Annotated in this window: 11 protein-coding genes and 1 pseudogene; all 12 read right to left on the bottom strand. The window is 71.7% G+C overall.

What is annotated here, in order from left to right; all coding sequences use genetic code 11:
* Positions 1–19: 19 nt before the first annotated feature.
* The 12 genes and pseudogenes from rpoB to BM093_RS00225 all read right to left on the bottom strand — a co-directional run bounded on the left by rpoB (position 20) and on the right by BM093_RS00225 (position 15,604).
* Entirely contained in the window at positions 20–3,529 is a 3,510-nt protein-coding gene (rpoB, locus tag BM093_RS00170) for a DNA-directed RNA polymerase subunit beta (protein ID WP_093335362.1), read from the bottom strand.
* 533 nt (positions 3,530–4,062) lie between these two features.
* Positions 4,063–4,455: a 50S ribosomal protein L7/L12 gene (rplL, locus tag BM093_RS00175; RefSeq protein WP_093335365.1), complete on the bottom strand. Its 393-nt coding sequence runs from the start codon at positions 4,453–4,455 to the stop codon at positions 4,063–4,065.
* 45 nt (positions 4,456–4,500) lie between these two features.
* Positions 4,501–5,094 carry a 50S ribosomal protein L10 gene (gene rplJ, locus BM093_RS00180; protein WP_093335369.1) on the bottom strand — a complete coding sequence of 198 codons (594 nt, stop codon included), beginning with the start codon at positions 5,092–5,094 and terminating at the stop codon, positions 4,501–4,503.
* A 324-nt stretch (positions 5,095–5,418) separates the two neighbouring features.
* Complete coding sequence (locus BM093_RS00185) at positions 5,419–6,348, bottom strand: hypothetical protein (protein WP_093335372.1); 930 nt, start codon at positions 6,346–6,348, stop codon at positions 5,419–5,421.
* A gap of 73 nt (positions 6,349–6,421) precedes the next feature.
* Positions 6,422–6,997 (bottom strand): hypothetical protein, encoded by a 576-nt coding sequence (locus tag BM093_RS00190; RefSeq protein ID WP_093335375.1) that lies wholly within the window; start codon positions 6,995–6,997, stop codon positions 6,422–6,424.
* Positions 6,998–7,175: 178 nt separating this feature from the next.
* On the bottom strand, positions 7,176–8,414 hold the full coding sequence (locus BM093_RS00195) for an MCE family protein (protein WP_093335377.1): 1,239 nt from the start codon (positions 8,412–8,414) through the stop codon (positions 7,176–7,178).
* On the bottom strand, positions 8,411–9,730 hold the full coding sequence (locus tag BM093_RS37790) for an MCE family protein (protein WP_093335380.1): 1,320 nt from the start codon (positions 9,728–9,730) through the stop codon (positions 8,411–8,413). The genes BM093_RS00195 and BM093_RS37790 overlap by 4 nt, the downstream gene beginning before the upstream one ends.
* Positions 9,727–11,088, bottom strand: coding sequence for an MCE family protein (locus BM093_RS00205; protein WP_093335383.1), 1,362 nt, complete (start codon positions 11,086–11,088; stop codon positions 9,727–9,729). Before BM093_RS00205 ends, BM093_RS37790 begins: the two co-directional genes overlap by 4 nt.
* On the bottom strand, positions 11,088–12,056 hold the full coding sequence (locus BM093_RS00210) for an MCE family protein (RefSeq protein WP_093335386.1): 969 nt from the start codon (positions 12,054–12,056) through the stop codon (positions 11,088–11,090). Before BM093_RS00210 ends, BM093_RS00205 begins: the two co-directional genes overlap by 1 nt.
* A 265-nt stretch (positions 12,057–12,321) precedes the next feature.
* Positions 12,322–13,314 (bottom strand): annotated as a pseudogene (locus BM093_RS00215) (MCE family protein); the annotation flags it as partial.
* On the bottom strand, positions 13,311–14,765 hold the full coding sequence (locus BM093_RS00220; protein ID WP_093335392.1) for an MCE family protein: 1,455 nt from the start codon (positions 14,763–14,765) through the stop codon (positions 13,311–13,313). The pseudogene BM093_RS00215 and the gene BM093_RS00220, both read right to left, overlap by 4 nt.
* Positions 14,762–15,604 carry an MlaE family ABC transporter permease gene (locus BM093_RS00225; RefSeq protein WP_093335395.1) on the bottom strand — a complete coding sequence of 281 codons (843 nt, stop codon included), beginning with the start codon at positions 15,602–15,604 and terminating at the stop codon, positions 14,762–14,764. The genes BM093_RS00220 and BM093_RS00225 overlap by 4 nt, the downstream gene beginning before the upstream one ends.

The following is a 15,604-nucleotide window of genomic DNA, read 5'->3' on the forward strand; positions in this document are numbered from 1 at the left end:
TGATCGGTGTACGGCGGGGTCAGTTGACGACGTCGTCGACCGTCATCGACTCCGAGCCGGGACGGCTGGACAGGTTGATGCCCAGGTTCGCCGCGGCACGCTCGAGGTCCTCGTCGTCGGCGTCCCGCATCTCGATCGCCGCGCCGTCGCTGGAGAGCACCTCGACGTTCAGGCAGAGCGACTGCAGCTCCTTGAGCAGCACCTTGAACGACTCGGGGATCCCCGGCTCCGGGATGTTCTCGCCCTTGACGATCGCCTCGTAGACCTTCACGCGGCCCACGACGTCGTCGGACTTGATCGTCAGCAGCTCCTGCAGGGTGTAGGCGGCGCCGTACGCCTGCATCGCCCAGCACTCCATCTCGCCGAAGCGCTGACCACCGAACTGCGCCTTACCGCCCAGCGGCTGCTGGGTGATCATCGAGTACGGGCCGGTCGACCGGGCGTGGATCTTGTCGTCCACCAGGTGGGCCAGCTTCAGGATGTACATGTAGCCGACCGCGACCGGGAACGGGTAGGGCTCGCCCGAGCGCCCGTCCAGCAGCTGTGCCTTGCCGTCCGACTTGACCATCCGCTCGCCGTCCCGGTTCGGCAGCGTGCTGCCGAGCAGGCCGGTGATCTCGTGCTCGCGGGCACCGTCGAACACCGGGGTGGCGGTCTTGGTGTCGGCCGGGACCGAGTACAGCTCCTCGGGCATCCGCGACGCCCAGTCCGGCTGGCCCTCGATCTCCCAGCCGGTCTTGGCGATCCACCCGAGGTGGGTCTCCAGGATCTGGCCGATGTTCATCCGGCGCGGCACACCGTGGGTGTTCAGGATGATGTCGAGCGGCGTGCCGTCCTCCAGGAACGGCATGTCCTCGACCGGCAGGATCTTGCCGATGACGCCCTTGTTGCCGTGCCGGCCGGCGAGCTTGTCGCCGTCGGAGATCTTGCGCTTCTGCGCCACGTAGACCCGGACCAGCTCGTTCACGCCGGGAGCCAGCTCGTCGTCGTCGTCGCGGGAGAACACCCGGATGCCGATGACCTTGCCGTACTCGCCGTGCGGCACCTTCAGCGAGGTGTCGCGCACCTCCCGGGCCTTCTCACCGAAGATCGCGCGGAGCAGGCGCTCCTCCGGGGTCAGCTCGGTCTCGCCCTTCGGGGTCACCTTGCCGACCAGGATGTCGCCCGGCTGGACCTCGGCACCGATCCGGATGATGCCGCGCTCGTCGAGGTCGGCGAGCACGTCCTCGGAGACGTTCGGGATGTCCCGGGTGATCTCCTCGGCGCCCAGCTTGGTGTCCCGGGCGTCGACCTCGTGCTCCTCGATGTGGATCGACGTCAGCACGTCGTCCTGCACCAGGCGCTGCGAGAGGATGATCGCGTCCTCGTAGTTGTGGCCCTCCCACGGCATGATGCCGACCAGGAGGTTCTTGCCCAGCGCCATCTCGCCGTTCTCGGTGCACGGCCCGTCGGCGAGCACCTGGCCCACCTCGACCCGGGCGCCCTCGTCGACGATCGGCTTCTGGTTGTTGCAGGTGCCCTGGTTCGAGCGGCGGAACTTGTTCAGCCGGTAGGTCTGACGCTGCCCCTCGTCGTCCATGACGGTGATGTAGTCGGCGCACAGCTCCTCGACCACACCGGCCTGCTCGGCCACGACGACGTCGCCGGCGTCGACCGCGGCGCGCAGCTCCATGCCGGTACCGACCAGCGGCGACTCCGAGCGCAGCAGCGGCACGGACTGACGCTGCATGTTCGCGCCCATCAGCGCGCGGTTCGCGTCGTCGTGCTCGAGGAACGGGATCATCGCCGTCGCGACCGACACCATCTGGCGCGGCGAGACGTCCATGTACTCGACGCCGGCCGGCGAGATCAGGTCGACCTCGCCGCCCTTGCGGCGGACCAGGATCCGGTCCTCGGCGAAGGAGCCGTCGTCGTTCAGCACGGCGTTCGCCTGTGCGACGACGAAACGGTCCTCCTCGTCGGCGGTCAGGTAGTCGATCTGCTCGGTGACGACACCCTCGGTGACCTTGCGGTACGGGGTCTCGATGAAGCCGAACGGGTTGACCCGCGCGAAGGACGACAGCGACCCGATCAGGCCGATGTTCGGGCCCTCCGGGGTCTCGATCGGGCACATCCGGCCGTAGTGCGACGGGTGGACGTCCCGGACCTCCATGCCGGCCCGCTCCCGGGACAGACCGCCCGGGCCGAGCGCCGACAGGCGGCGCTTGTGGGTCAGGCCCGCGAGGGGGTTGTGCTGGTCCATGAACTGGGACAGCTGCGAGGTGCCGAAGAACTCCCGGATCGCGGCCGTGATCGGCCGGGTGTTGATCAGGGTCTGCGGCGTGATGGCCTCGACGTCCTGCGTGGTCATCCGCTCGCGGACGACCCGCTCGGTACGCGACAGGCCGACCCGCACCTGGTTCTGGATCAGCTCACCGACGGTGCGCAGACGCCGGTTGCCGAAGTGGTCGATGTCGTCGGTCTCGACCGGGATCTCGACGGCCGCGTCCCCCGAGCCGACCGTCATCGTGGTCTCACCCGCGTGCAGGCGCACCAGGTACTCGATGGTGGTGGCGACGTCGTCCTCGGTCAGCGTGCCGACCGTGGTGTCCACGTCGAGGCCGAGCTTCTTGTTGGCCTTGTAGCGCCCGACCTTGGCCATGTCGTAGCGCTTGTCCTTGAAGAACAGGTTCTCCAGCAGCGCCTGGGCGCTCTCGCGCGTCGGCGGCTCGCCGGGGCGCAGCTTGCGGTAGATGTCGAGCAGCGCCTCGTCCTGACCCGCGGTGTTGTCCTTCTCCAGCGTGGTCATGATCGTCTCGGAGAAGCCGAAGCGCTCGCCGATCTGCTCGGCGGTCCAGCCGAGAGCCTTCAGCAGCACGGTGACCGGCTGGCGGCGCTTGCGGTCGATCCGGACACCGACGGTGTCGCGCTTGTCGACGTCGAACTCCAGCCACGCACCCCGGCTCGGGATGATCTTGACCGAGTAGACGTCCTTCTCGGTCGCCTTGTCGATCGAGTGGTCGAAGTACACACCCGGCGAGCGGACGAGCTGCGACACGACGACGCGCTCGGTGCCGTTGATGATGAACGTGCCCTTGTCGGTCATCACGGGGAACTCGCCCATGAAGACCGTCTGGGACTTGATCTCACCGGTGGTGTTGTTGGTGAACTCCGCCGTGACGAACAGCGGGGCACCGTAGGTCATGTCCTTGTCCCGGCACTCCTCGACGGAGGCCTTGACCTCGTCGAAGCGCGGGTCGGAGAAGGACAGCGACATCGAGCCGGAGAAGTCCTCGATCGGGGAGATCTCGGTGAGGATCTCCTCGAGCCCGCTGACCGGCAGCTCGTCGCCGGCGTCGATCCGGCGCTGGAACCAGGCCTCGCTGCCGACCAGCCACTCGTAGGACTGGATCTGCAGGTCGAGGAGGTCCGGGACCTCCAGTGGCTCCGCGATCTTCGCGAAGGTGACCCGGGTGGGTGCACCGGGGTAGTTCGGGTTCGCCGAAGCGGAGAGGGTCGAAGTCGTCGCGGCGGCGCGGGAGACAGCCAAGATGCGTCCTTCCGAGAACTGCGCTTCTCGTCTGGCGTACGCCGGTGGCGGGCGCTACCGTCTTCCTCGATCCGTTCGGGGTCCCCCCCGGATCGTGAGCCGGCAGCGGGCCACGTCGCACGCCGTCTGTTGTCAGGCGCCGCCGTGCGGGTCGGCATCTCCGCGACCGCTCCGCCGAACCCTCTCCGACGGCCGACAGAGCGGCCCGGAAACTTCCGGTAGCGAGCGCAGAGAACGTGGACGCAGGCAGCGCAAAGATTGACTATAGCTGCTACCGGCGCAGCTGTCGAGACAGGTCGCCGATTTCAGCATCCAGGCAACCACCGTTGCCCAAGAGTGACCTGCCCGGCGCACCGAGTCAACCCCCTGGACGTCGATGAGCGGTCGAAAGCCCGGGACGACCGGTCACCACGGCCGCACGGGCGACGTCCGGCCCGTCCCGGCCCCGGCACGGGCCCGCCCGGCCCCGGAAACGCCGGAGGGGCGGGACCCGAGTCCGGGTCCCGCCCCTCCGGGCGCGGTTCAGCGCGAGATCACTTGAGGGAGACCTTCGCGCCGGCCTCCTCGAGCTTGGCCTTGGCGGCCTCGGCGGCCTCCTTGTTGACGGCCTCGAGCAGCGGCTTCGGCGCGCCCTCGACCATGTCCTTGGCCTCCTTGAGGCCCAGGCCGGAGACGACCTCGCGGACGACCTTGATGACCTGGATCTTCTTGTCACCCGCGGACTCGAGGACGACGTCGAACTCGTCCTTCTCCTCCTCGGCCGGGGCGGCGTCGCCGCCGGCGGCCGGGGCGGCACCGGCCACCGCGACCGGGGCGGCGGCGGTGACGTCGAAGGTGTCCTCGAACTTCTTCACGAAGTCCGAGAGCTCCAGGAGGGTGAGCTCCTTGAAGGCGTCGAGCAGCTCGTCGGTGGACAGCTTCGCCATGGTGGCGGTCCTTTCTCTACGACAGACGTTCGGTGGGGGTGGTGATCAGCTCTCGGCGGAGTCGCCGTCGGCCTCGGCCTCGGCCGGGGCCTCGGCAGCTGCGGGCTCGCCGGCGGTCTCGCCGCCGTCGGCCTTCTTGTCGGCGAGGGCCTGGGCGAGCCGCGCGACCTGGGAGGCCGGCTGGTTGAACAGCGACGCGGCCTTCGACAGGTTCGCCTTCATCGCGCCGGCCAGCTTGGCCAGCAGCACCTCGCGGGACTCGAGGTCCGCGAGCTGCTCGATCTCGGCGACGGACAGGGCGCGCCCGTCCATGTACCCGCCCTTGATCGTCAGGCCGGGGTTGTCCTTGGAGAACTTCTTGAGCGCCTTGGCGGCGTCGACGGGCTCGCCCTGGATGAACGTGATCGCGGTCGGCCCGGCGAGCAGGTCGTCCAGACCCTGCACCCCGGCGTCCGCGGCCGCGCGCTTGACGAGGGTGTTCTTCGCGACGCGGAAGTTCGCGTCCGCACCCAGGTCCCGACGCAGCTGGGTCAGCTTGGCGACGCTGAGCCCGCGGTACTCGGTGACGACCGAGGCGTTCGCCTCGCGGAAGCGGTTGCTGATCTCCTCGACCGCCGCGACCTTGTCAGGTGCTGCCATCGCTGCCCTCCTCTCGGGTGGTTGGTCCTTGCAGGTGCCACCGCACGACCCGAGAGACGACGAACGCCCCGTGCGCAGGGGCACGGGGCGTGGAGTGAACCGGCGGGCGCGCAGGGCGCCCGGGAATCGCCTCGACCTCCTGCGCGGGCCGCCCGGGAACTCCGGGACCTTCGTACGCCCGGGCGAGCCCGGGCGCAGACCTGCGGTCTTCGGTGGATCGGGGACCAGCATACGCGCGCCCCGCACCGCCGTTCACGGGGGGTGCGGGGCGCGCGGGCCCGGGGCGGGCCGGGGTCGTCAGGCCGGGGCGTCAGGCCGGGGTCGTCAGGCCGGGGTCATGGCGGCGATCTTCCAGCTGCCGTCGACGTACTCGGCGTCGACCCGCAGCCGGGCCGCCGCGGACCCCTCCTGCGGGGCACCGCCGTCGGCCTGGCGCCGGATGACCTGGTTGACGAACAGGTACACCGTCGCCCGGTCGCCGGTGATGCTCGCGACCGCGGACTTGGGGATCGTCGCGGTGACGACGGCCTGCTGCTGCGGGGCGAGCTCCCGGACGCTGCCGAAGATCCGGTCGAACTCCGGCTGGAACTCCGGTGTGATCACCGCGCGGGCCTCGTCCTCGGCCTGCTGGAGCCGGGCGTGGTCGAACGAGTAGACCTTCGTGACCGCGTCACCGACCTCCCGGCTCACCTCGGCGGTGGCGCCGACGTCGGTCAGCGCGGCGTTCGCGGCCGAGCCGCTGAACCGGGCGCCGTACCACTGGACCCCGAAGAACGCGGCCGCCGCGGTGAGCACGACGGTGACCACCAGCAGCGCCGCCGTGGCCGCGCGGGTGCGCGGGGCCGGGGGCAGCGGGAGCCTGCGGGACCGGGACGCGGCGGGGTCCGGGTCGGCACCATCGTCACCGGCGCCGTCCCGGGTGTCAGCAGCGGAACCGTCGGCGGCGGAACCGTCCGGGGCAGGGCCGTCGGTCGTGGAACCGTCGGCAGCAGAACCGTTGTTGGCAGGACCGTCGTTGGCAGAACCGTCGGCGGCGGGGCCGTCGGCGTCGGCCGTGCCGGAGCGGACCGGGGCGGCCCGCGGGGCGTCGACGGCGGCGGTGGAGCGCTCGTCGACGGCGACGGTGCCGGACCGGGCCTCGTCGCGCTCGGCCTCGTCGGCGGTGTCGGCGGCGTCCGTCCACCCGCCGCGGGGGCGGCCGGCGACCTGGGGCCTGCGGATGCCGCCGCTCGGGCGGCGTCGCGAACTGGACATGCGGTGACCTCCTGGGGTGGTCGACCTGGGAGCGGAGCGGCCGGAGCCGCCGGGTCGGGGCGGGTGCGGCCGCTCAGCCGCCCGCGCCGGGCGTGAGGAGCGGCTCCAGCGCGTCGATCTTCCAGCCCTCCTCGGTGCGGACCATGCCGAGCTCGAGCCGCTGGCGGGTCACGGTGGGCTCGGCGCCGTCGGGGGTCACGGTCACGTCGACCCCGGCCAGCACCCGGGCGGTGCCGGCGCGCGGGTCCACCTCGGACACGGCCGCGTCGGCGACGGTCGCGGTGGTGGTCCGCTTCTGCTCGGTGACCAGCTGCGCGTAGGCGTCGCGATTCTTCACGAACTCGTCGCGGACCGAGCCCGACGAGGACTGGATCCACAGGTCCAGTCCCGCCTCGGCGTTGTTGTGGTCCAGCGTGTTCAGGTTGATCACGGCCTGCCGGGCGTCCCGCAGCGCCTCGTCGCGGGCCTGGGCGACCTGGACCGTGTCGCTGTTGAGCGCGAACAGCCACAGGGCACCGAACACCAGCGCGAGCACCGCGGCCACGACCGAGGCGACGGGCAGCACCCGGGCGAGCCGTCCCGGGGCGGGTGGGCCGGTGTCCTCCGGGCCGTCCGGCGCGGCCGGCCGCTCGTCCAGTTCGACGTTCATCTCCGGAGCGTTCCTCCTCCCGGCTGCGGGGGCACAGCCGCTCGGTGGCCGCGCGGGCGCGGCCGAGGGGCCGACCGTGGGCCGCGGTGGTCGCGACCCGACGGTCGTCGTGCCGGCCGTGCCACGGGGAGACACGGCCGTCGTGCCGGTCGCGCCGCAACCGGCGCGACCGTCGCGCTCACGCGCCCATCAGGATCTGGGCGGCGTCGGAGACCAGGCCCGGCGTGGCGACACGCTGGGCGGTCGCATCCGAACCGGCCGCGGGCGGTGGGGCCGGGGTCTCGCCCGCATCGGCGGGCGGCACCGGGGTCGCCGCCCGGGGCACATTCTGCATCCCGCGGACGGTCGTGGGGCTCCCGGGGGGCTCGGCACAGCGGGCCCCGGCATTCACCGGGGTCTCCCGCACGTCCGCGCCCGGACGGTTGACCGTCCCCTCGTACCCACGGGTGCACACGGGCGGGTCGGCGACGTTGACGACCAGTCCGAGGTGCGCCGTCCCGTCCCCGGGCGCCACCTTCGGGGCGAGGGCGGTCAGCCCCGGGTAGGTCACCAGCAGCTGGCGCAGGCCGTCCTGCCGCGGCTCGAGCACCTCGGAGGTCGTCCGCAGGTTGGCGATCGACTCACCGAGGCCCGGGCCGCTCTCGTGGAGCAGCGCGCTGAGCTCGTCACCGGCCCGCGGGCCGTCGTCGATGATCCGGCGCAGGTCCGGGTCGGACTCGCGGAGCTGCTCGGTGACCTCGCGCAGCCCGCGGCTGAAGTCCTGGAACTGCGGCGCGATCTCGTTCTGCGTGGTCAGCACCGGCCGGGCGTCCTGGATCAGCGCGGTGGTCGCCGGCAGCTCCTCGGTGGCGGTGCGGGTGAACTCGCCGGTGGTGTCGAGCAGCTGCTGCAGCGGCTGCGCCGTGCCCTGGAAGCCCTGCCCGAGCTCGGAGACCACGGTCTGCAGCGAGTCCAGCGGCACCGTGGACACCAGCTGGTCCAGGTTCGTCAGCAGGGTCTCGACCTGCACCGGCGTCCGCGTGCGGTCCTGCGGGATCACCGAACCGGCGGCCAGCGCCTCACCGTCCGCGGCGACCGGCTGCAGGTCCACGTACTGCTCGCCGATCGGCGACAGGTTCGCCACGACCGCCCGCGCGTCGGACGGGATCTCCGGGGCGCTCCGCTCGATGTCCAGCTGGACGTCGACACCGGAGTCGGTGAGCGTCAGCGGTCCGACCCGGCCGACGCTCACCCCGCGGTAGGTCACGTCCGCGCCGGAGAAGATGCCCCCGGAGTCGGCGAGCTGCACGGTGACCGGGTAGGTCGTGGCGCCGAACAGCCGGTCCAGCCCGGCGTAGCGGTAGCCCGCGTAGCCGACCCCGACGAGGGTCACGAGCAGCAGCGCGATGAGCTGCCACCGCACGGTCTTCGTGATCACGATCCTCCTCCGAACAGTCCGCCGAGCAGGCCGCCCCGCCCACCGGAGTCCTGCTCCGGGGTGGGTGTCGCGGTGGACGATCCGGACGGGGCCGGTGTCGTGGGCGTGCCCTCCGGGGCCGTGCCCGGGGCCTGCCCCTCCGGCGCGGGCGCCGGGGTCGGCTGCTCCGGGCCCAGCAGCGGCAGCGGGGGCGCGCCGGGTGCCGGCGGCTCGCCCTCGCCCGCGCCGAGCAGCGGGGTCAGCATCTGCGCGTTCGGCGGCAGCTGGGCCAGCTGCGTCGGGTCGAGCGGCAGGCCGAGCTGGTTGCTGCGCAGCATGTTCTCCAGCAGCGAGCGCAGGTCCAGGTCCAGCTTGATGTAGAGGTTCGCGTAGTCACCGGCGACGGCGTCGGTCGCCGCGTCGGTGAACGGGATGCTCAGCAGCAGCTGCAGCGACTCGGGCAGGTCCTGGCCGGAGTCGGCCAGGTTGCGCAGCACCGGCCGCAACGCCTCGAGGTCGGCGAGCAGGTCCTCGCGGGACTGCTCGACGACGTTCGTCGCGACGCCGGAGAGCCGGTCCAGGGCCTGCAGCATGCCGACCAGCTGCGTGCGCTGGGCCTCCAGCTCGCGCAGCCCGGGGCTGATGTCGTTGAGCGCGGTCCGGATCTGCGGGCGGCGCTCGGCGAGCGTGGCCGAGAGCCGGTTGATGCTGTCCAGCGCCCGGTTGATGTCGTCCTTGCTGTCGTCGAGCGAGCCGACCAAGGTGTCGAGGTTGCCCAGCAGCTCGCGGACCTGCGGCTCGCGGCCGGACAGCGCGTTGTTCAGCTCGGTGGCGATGGTCCGGATCTGCGCGACGCCGCCGCCGTTGAGCAGCATCGACAGCGCGCCGAGCACCTCCTCGACCTCGGCGGCCCGCCCGGTGGTCTGCACGCCGATCCGCCCGGCCTGCGCGAGGTCGCCCTCGGCCGGTCCGGCCGGCGCGGCCAGCTCGACGAACTTCTCGCCGAGCAGCGAGGTCGAGCGGACGCGGGCGGTCGTGTTGGCCGGGAGCTCGACGTCCCGGTTCACCTGCACGGTGACCAGGGCGTTCCAGCTCTGCGGCTCGACCGCCACCGACTCGACCGCCCCCACCGGGACGTCACCGACCCGCACGATCGACTGCGGAACGAGGTCCACCACGTCGGAGAACTCGATCTGCACCGGGTACGGGTCGTCGCCGAGCGTGGCGCCGCCGGGCAGCGGCACCCCGCGCAGCCCGCCCTGGAGCGCGCCGCAGCCGCTCGCCGACACCGCGACCGCGGTCAGCAGCGCCGCGACCCTCGTGGTCCGGCCGGTCATCGTCCACCTCCGAACAGGCCGAACAGGCCGCCACCGCCGCGTTCCTCGGGTTCGGGAACGGGGGTCGGGGTCGCCTCCGTGGCCGACGACGGAGCCTGCTCCCCGGCGGCGTCCGGCTCGGCCGGGGGCGGGGTGCCCGGGGGTCGCAGCAGCGAGCCCGGGTCGGTCAGCGACGACGGCGACCCGGCCGGTGGGGCGAGGCCCTCGACCGCACCGGGCAGCCCGCCGCTGCTGAGCCCGCCGACCACGTCGGTGAGCGCCGGCAGCGGGAGGACCCCCTCGAGCGCGGGCACCAGCTGCTCGCACAGCGGCGCCAGCGCCACGTCGCTCAGCGGCGCCACGTTGGCGGTGCCGCCCCGACCGGCCTCGCAGAGCGCGCTCGCGAGCGGCTGGGCCAGCTCGTTGAGGTTCGCCCGGGTGTCCAGGGTCTCCGACGAGCCGTTGTAGCTGTTCACCAGGTTGCTCAGCGCGGGCGGTGCCAGATCGGCGATCTCCGCCAGCGCGCGCTGGTGGTCGACGATCTCCTGGGACACCCCGGCGAGCTTGTCGACGTTCGAGTTCAGCGTGGCCCGGTTGTCCTGGACGAAGCCGGCGACCTCACCGAGGGCGAACGAGAGCTCGTGCAGCGCACCGCCGAGCTCACCGCGCTGGCCGGCCAGGAATCCGGTCACGTCGGCGAGCTTGGCGTTCAGCTCGCGCACGCCCGGGTCGTTCTCCTTCAGCGTCGCGGTGAACTTCTGCAGCTCGGTGATCGTGCCGAACAGGTCCTCGCTCGACCCGTTCAGCGTCGCCGAGAGGCCGCCGAGGTTGCGGATGGTGTCGTTCAGGGCGCGGCCGTTGCCGTCCAGGTTCTCCGCGCCGACGTTCAGGGCGTCGTTGAGCGCGCCGTCGGCGTTGGCGCCCTGCGGGCCCAGCGCGCGGGACAGCTCGGTCGCGGTCCGGCTCAGGTCGTCGACGCCCAGCGGGAACGCCGTCCGCTCCAGCGGCACGGTCTCGCCGGTCCACTCCGGCCCGCCGGTCCAGACCGGGGTGAGCTGGACGTAGCGGCCGGTGACCAGGCTGGGCGAGATCACCGCGGCGCGGACGTCGGCGGGGAGCCGCACGTCGTCGTCGGTGATGGTCATGTCGACCCGCACCCGGTCGCCCTCCGGCGTGATCTTGTCGATCTTGCCGACCGGGACGCCGAGCACCCGGACGTCGTTGTCCTCGAACACCGCCGCCGAGCTGATGAAGTACGCGGTGATCGGCCGGCCGCCCCCGGAGGTGATCAGCCAGATCGCGCTCGCCGCGAGCACGGCGACGACGGCGACCAGGGCGCCGAACTGGATCCGGCGCCGGTCGTGGGCCCAGCTGCCCATCAGCAGTCACCACCCAACGGGGACGTGGCCGGCGGGATCAGCCCGCAGGGGTAGTTGTCGAACCAGCGACCGTTGCCGAGGGCGTTGCCGAACACGCGGATGAACACCGCTTCCTTGTCCAGGATCTCGCCGATGTTGTCGCGGTGGTCCTCGAGCACGCCGAGCACCTTGTCCACGGTCTCCAGGGCCGGTCGCAGCTGTTCCTGGTTGTCGGCCACGACACCGCGCAGCTGCACCGACAGGGTCCGCACGCCCTCGAGCAGGTCCGCGATGGCGTCCTTGCGGCGCTGCAGCTCGCCGAGCAGCAGGTTGCCGTCGTCGACCAGCTTGACGACGTCACCGCGCCGCTCGGCCAGCGTCGTCGACAGCTGGCGGGTGTTGGCCAGCAGCTGCTTCAGCTCGGCGTCCCGGCTGGAGATCGTCGTCGACAGCCGGGACAGGCCGTCCAGCGCGCCGCGGATCTCCGGCGGCGTCTCGCGGAAGGTGTCCGAGAGCGTGGTGAGGCTGCTCGCGAGCTGTTCGGTGTCGAGCTGGTCGATGGTCCCGGACAGCCCGTTGAACGCCTCGACGACGTCGTACGGGGCCTTGGTCCGCTCCCGGCCGATCGGCTCGCCGGAGTCCTGCTCGGCGTCCCCGCGCGGGTCCAGCGCCAGGAACTTCGAGCCCAGCAGCGTGGCGATCTCGATCGAGGCCGTGGTGCGGTTGCCGACCCAGGCGTCGTCCACCGTGAACTCGACGGCCACGTGGTCGCCCTCGAGCTCCACGCTCTGCACCCGCCCGGCCTCGACGCCGGCGACGGTGACCCGGTCCTGCGACTGCAGCCCGGCGGCCTCGGTGAACTCGGCCCGGTACGTCGTCGCCCCGGAGAAGATCGCCTCGAAGTTGAACGCCGCCAGGGTGAGCGCCGCGATCGCGACGAGCCCGATCGTGGCGGTCAGGACGGGCCGTGACTCCCCTACCCGTGCCATGTCAGTTCCCTCCCGGCTGCAGCGCGGCCGTCGGGTCGGACCCCAGGTCGGTACCGCCCTGGCTCAGCGGGTCCACCAGCTGTTCGATCGAGTCGGTCGTGGGCTCCTGCATCCGCGGGTCGGGCTTCTCCCCGTCCGGCGAGCCCTCGTCGGAGCCCTCCCCCGAGCCCTCGATCGGGACCGTGTTGCCTGCCCCGATGCCCGACGGGTCCGGGCCGCAGCGCGGCGCCGGGTTCTGCAGCGGGAAGTCGAGCCCGAGCTCCTCGATGTCGATCGGGTCGATGAGCCCGGAGAACCCGACCTGGCCGCTGAGTCCGCAGACGTAGAAGTTGAACCAGCTGCCGTAGGAGCCGGCCCGGGAGATGCGGTTCAGCTTGAACGGCGTGTACTCCAGGAAGCGCTCGATCGCCGGGCGGCCCCGGTCGAGCTCGGTGGCCAGGTCGCCGAGGTTGCGGATGTCGTCGCGCAGCGCCGGCCGGGCGTCCTCCAGGAACGAGCCGGTGACCTGGGTCAGGGTGCCGATGGAGGCGATCGCGTCGCCGATCGGCTCCCGGTCCTGCGCGAGGCCGGACACCACCGCCTGCAGCGAGCTGATCAGCTCGTTGAGGCCCTGGTCGTTCTCGTTGACGGTCTGCAGGACCGCGTTGAGGTTGTCGATGACCTGCCCGATCACCTGGTCGCGGTCGGCGATCGAGTTGGTCAGCGACGACGTCGAGGCCAGCAGGCTCTGCACCGTGCCGCCCTCGCCCTGCAGGACCTGCACGATCTCCATCGACAGCTTGTTGATCTGGTCCGGGTCCAGGCCCTGGAACAGCGGCTGGAAGCCGTTGAACAGCACGGTCAGGTTCAGCGCCGGGCGGGTCCGCTCGAGCGGGATCTGGGCACCGGCCGGGAGCGTCTCCCCGGTCGGGCCGGCTCCCTGCTCGAGCGCGAGGTAGCGCTGCCCGATCAGGTTCTTGTACTTGAGCTCGGCGGAGGCGGTGGCCGGCAGCGGCGTGGAGGAGTCCACGTCGAAGGCCACCTCGGCGATCCGCTGGTCGACGATCCGCACGTCGGTCACCGAGCCGACCACGACACCGGCGATCCGCACGTCGTCGCCGGCCAGCAGCCCGGCCGCGTCGGAGAACCGGGCCGTGTACTCGGTGACCGAGCCACCGCGGGAGTTGGCGATGGTCATGCCGAGCACCGTGGTGCCCACCGCGGTGACCAGCGCGAACACCAGGAACTTGACGAGCGGGGAGATCGGCAGCCTGCTCATGTCAGCGTCACCTCCGCACCGCGCAGCAGCGGGCCGACCATCGTGCTGCCCCAGGCGGGCACGGCGTCGGGCGTCGTGCCGTGCTGCACCGCCAGCAGCTCGGAGACCACCTGCTGCTCACCGGGCGAGTTCGCCACGCCCATGTCGACCGAGCCGGACTGGTGCTCGCCGCTCTCGTGCGAGCTGGGCTCGATCCCGGCGCCACCCAGCGTGGTGCTCAGCGGGGGCAGCGCACCGGCGCCGTTGCGCCCGCTCTGGTCCTCGACCTGCCCGAAGGTGTCCGTGCCGTCGTAGGTCCCGAAGGTCTCGGTACCGAACTGCTCCGGGTCACCCATCGGCTGCCCCTTCGGCGCCGGGCCGGGGACCGAGCCGTCCTCGAACGGGCCGTCCGACGGGTACTGGGTGCCCGCCGGGGCCGGGATCGGGTAGCAGCGCGGCCCGCGGTCGTCGGTCAGCTCGGGCTCGTCCTGGTTCGGCAGGTACTTGCCCTTGCTCGCGACGATCTCCAGCGTGATGTTCACGCCGACCCGGTCGGTGCCGGGCCGGATCGCGTTGTTGACGACCGGGACGAGGTCGGTGAGCTGCCCGAACAGGCACGGGAACTCCGGCGAGTACCGCGCCAGCGTCTCCAGGGTCGGCCGGCTCGCCCGGGACACCCCGATGATGTTGTCGCCGTTGGCGTCGAGGAAGGCCCCCAGGTCGTCCGAGGCACCGGTCACCGAGCGGTAGAGGTTCCGCAGGCCCTCGCGCTGCTCGACGATCGTGCGGCTGGTGACCGCCAGGTTGTCGACGGCGTCGAGCAGGTCCGGCGCCGCGGCGTCCAGGTTGTCCGCGAACGTCGCCAGCTGCCGGATGTCCTCCTGCAGGTCCGGCACGACCGGGTTCAGGCCCCGGGTCAGCGTGTTCAGCTGCTCGAGGGTCTCGCCGAGCTGCTCGCCCCGGCCCTGCAGGGCCGAGGACAGCGACCCCAGCGTGGTCGCGAGGTCCTGCGGGCGGACGGCCTGCAGCAGCGGCAGCAGCTGGTCGAGCACCCGCTCGACCTCCATCGCCGCCTGGCTGCGGTCCTCCGGGATCACCGACCCGGCCGCGAGCCGCGTCGTCGCCGGGGCCGCCGGGGGCACCAGCGACACGAACTTCTCGCCGAACAGCGTCTTGGGCAGCAGCTGCGCGTGGACGTTCTCCGGGATCTGGTCGATCAGGTCCGGGTTCATCGACATCTCGATGCTGGTGGTGTCGCCGTCGGTCGAGACCTGCTCGACCTCGCCCACGATCAGACCGCGCACCTTGACGTCGGCGCGCTCCTGCATCTGCGTCCCGACCCGGGCCACGTTCAGCGTCACCGGCACGCCCGACGAGAACAGGCCGGCGTACTGCGCCACCGCGAGCCCGAGCAGCAGCACGATGACCACGACGAACACCAGGCCCTGCACGACCCTCTTCGTGGACCTCATCCGGCCACCCGCACCGAGGTCGAGGTCCCGAACATGACCAGGGTCAGGAAGAAGTCCAGGATCGCGGTGCTCACGATCGACAGCCGCACCGCGCGGCCCACCGCGACCCCCACGCCCGCCGGTCCGCCCTTGGCCGCGTAACCGTAGTGACAGTGGATCAGAATGATCACCGTCGCGAAGATGATCACCTTCAGATACGACAGCAGCACGTCACTGACCGGCAGGAACAGGTCGAAGTAGTGGTCGTAGGTCCCACCGGAGAGACCGTTGACCAGGGTCACGTTCAGCCGGGCGGCCGCGTAGCTGGCGAGCATGCCGAGCGTGTAGATCGGGATGATCGCGACGATCCCGGCGACGACGCGGGTGGTCACCAGGTAGGGCACCGAGGGCACCGCCATGACCTCCAGCGCGTCGATCTCCTCGGAGATCCGCATCGCGCCGAGCTGGGCGGTGAAACCGGCGCCCAGGGTCGCGGTCAGCGCCGAGGCGGCCACCAGCGGGGCGATCGAGCGCGTGTTGAAGTAGGCGGTGATGAAGCCGGTCAGCGCCTCGACGCCCAGCGCGTCCAGCGCCCGGAAGCCCTGCAGGCCGACCAGCGAGCCGACGAACAGCGACAGCGAGGCCATCACGCCGACCGTGCCGAGGATGACGATCAGCGCGCCGGAGCCGAAGGAGACCTCGGCCAGCAGCCTGCCGACCTCCTTCTTGTAGCGGGTCAGCGTCTTCGGGATCCAGATGATCGACCGGATGTAGAGCGACAGCTGGTCGCCGAGCTCCTCGAGCTGGTTCAGCGGCGCCTGCGCGGCCCGGCGGGCCCGCGCACCCAGTGGTGTGGCCAT

The sequence above is a fragment of the Pseudonocardia ammonioxydans genome (assembly GCF_900115005.1).
In the GTDB taxonomy this organism is placed as follows: domain Bacteria; phylum Actinomycetota; class Actinomycetes; order Mycobacteriales; family Pseudonocardiaceae; genus Pseudonocardia; species Pseudonocardia ammonioxydans.

Coding starts and splice junctions, on each gene's coding strand:
- BM093_RS00220 (WP_093335392.1), bottom strand. CDS start 14,765: ATGAGGTCCACGAAGAGGGTCGTGCAGGGCCTGGTGTTCGTCGTGGTC.
- rplJ (WP_093335369.1), bottom strand. CDS start 5,094: ATGGCAGCACCTGACAAGGTCGCGGCGGTCGAGGAGATCAGCAACCGC.
- BM093_RS00205 (WP_093335383.1), bottom strand. CDS start 11,088: ATGGGCAGCTGGGCCCACGACCGGCGCCGGATCCAGTTCGGCGCCCTG.
- rplL (WP_093335365.1), bottom strand. CDS start 4,455: ATGGCGAAGCTGTCCACCGACGAGCTGCTCGACGCCTTCAAGGAGCTC.
- BM093_RS00210 (WP_093335386.1), bottom strand. CDS start 12,056: ATGGCACGGGTAGGGGAGTCACGGCCCGTCCTGACCGCCACGATCGGG.
- BM093_RS00190 (WP_093335375.1), bottom strand. CDS start 6,997: ATGAACGTCGAACTGGACGAGCGGCCGGCCGCGCCGGACGGCCCGGAG.
- BM093_RS37790 (WP_093335380.1), bottom strand. CDS start 9,730: ATGACCGGCCGGACCACGAGGGTCGCGGCGCTGCTGACCGCGGTCGCG.
- BM093_RS00225 (WP_093335395.1), bottom strand. CDS start 15,604: ATGGCCACACCACTGGGTGCGCGGGCCCGCCGGGCCGCGCAGGCGCCG.
- BM093_RS00185 (WP_093335372.1), bottom strand. CDS start 6,348: ATGTCCAGTTCGCGACGCCGCCCGAGCGGCGGCATCCGCAGGCCCCAG.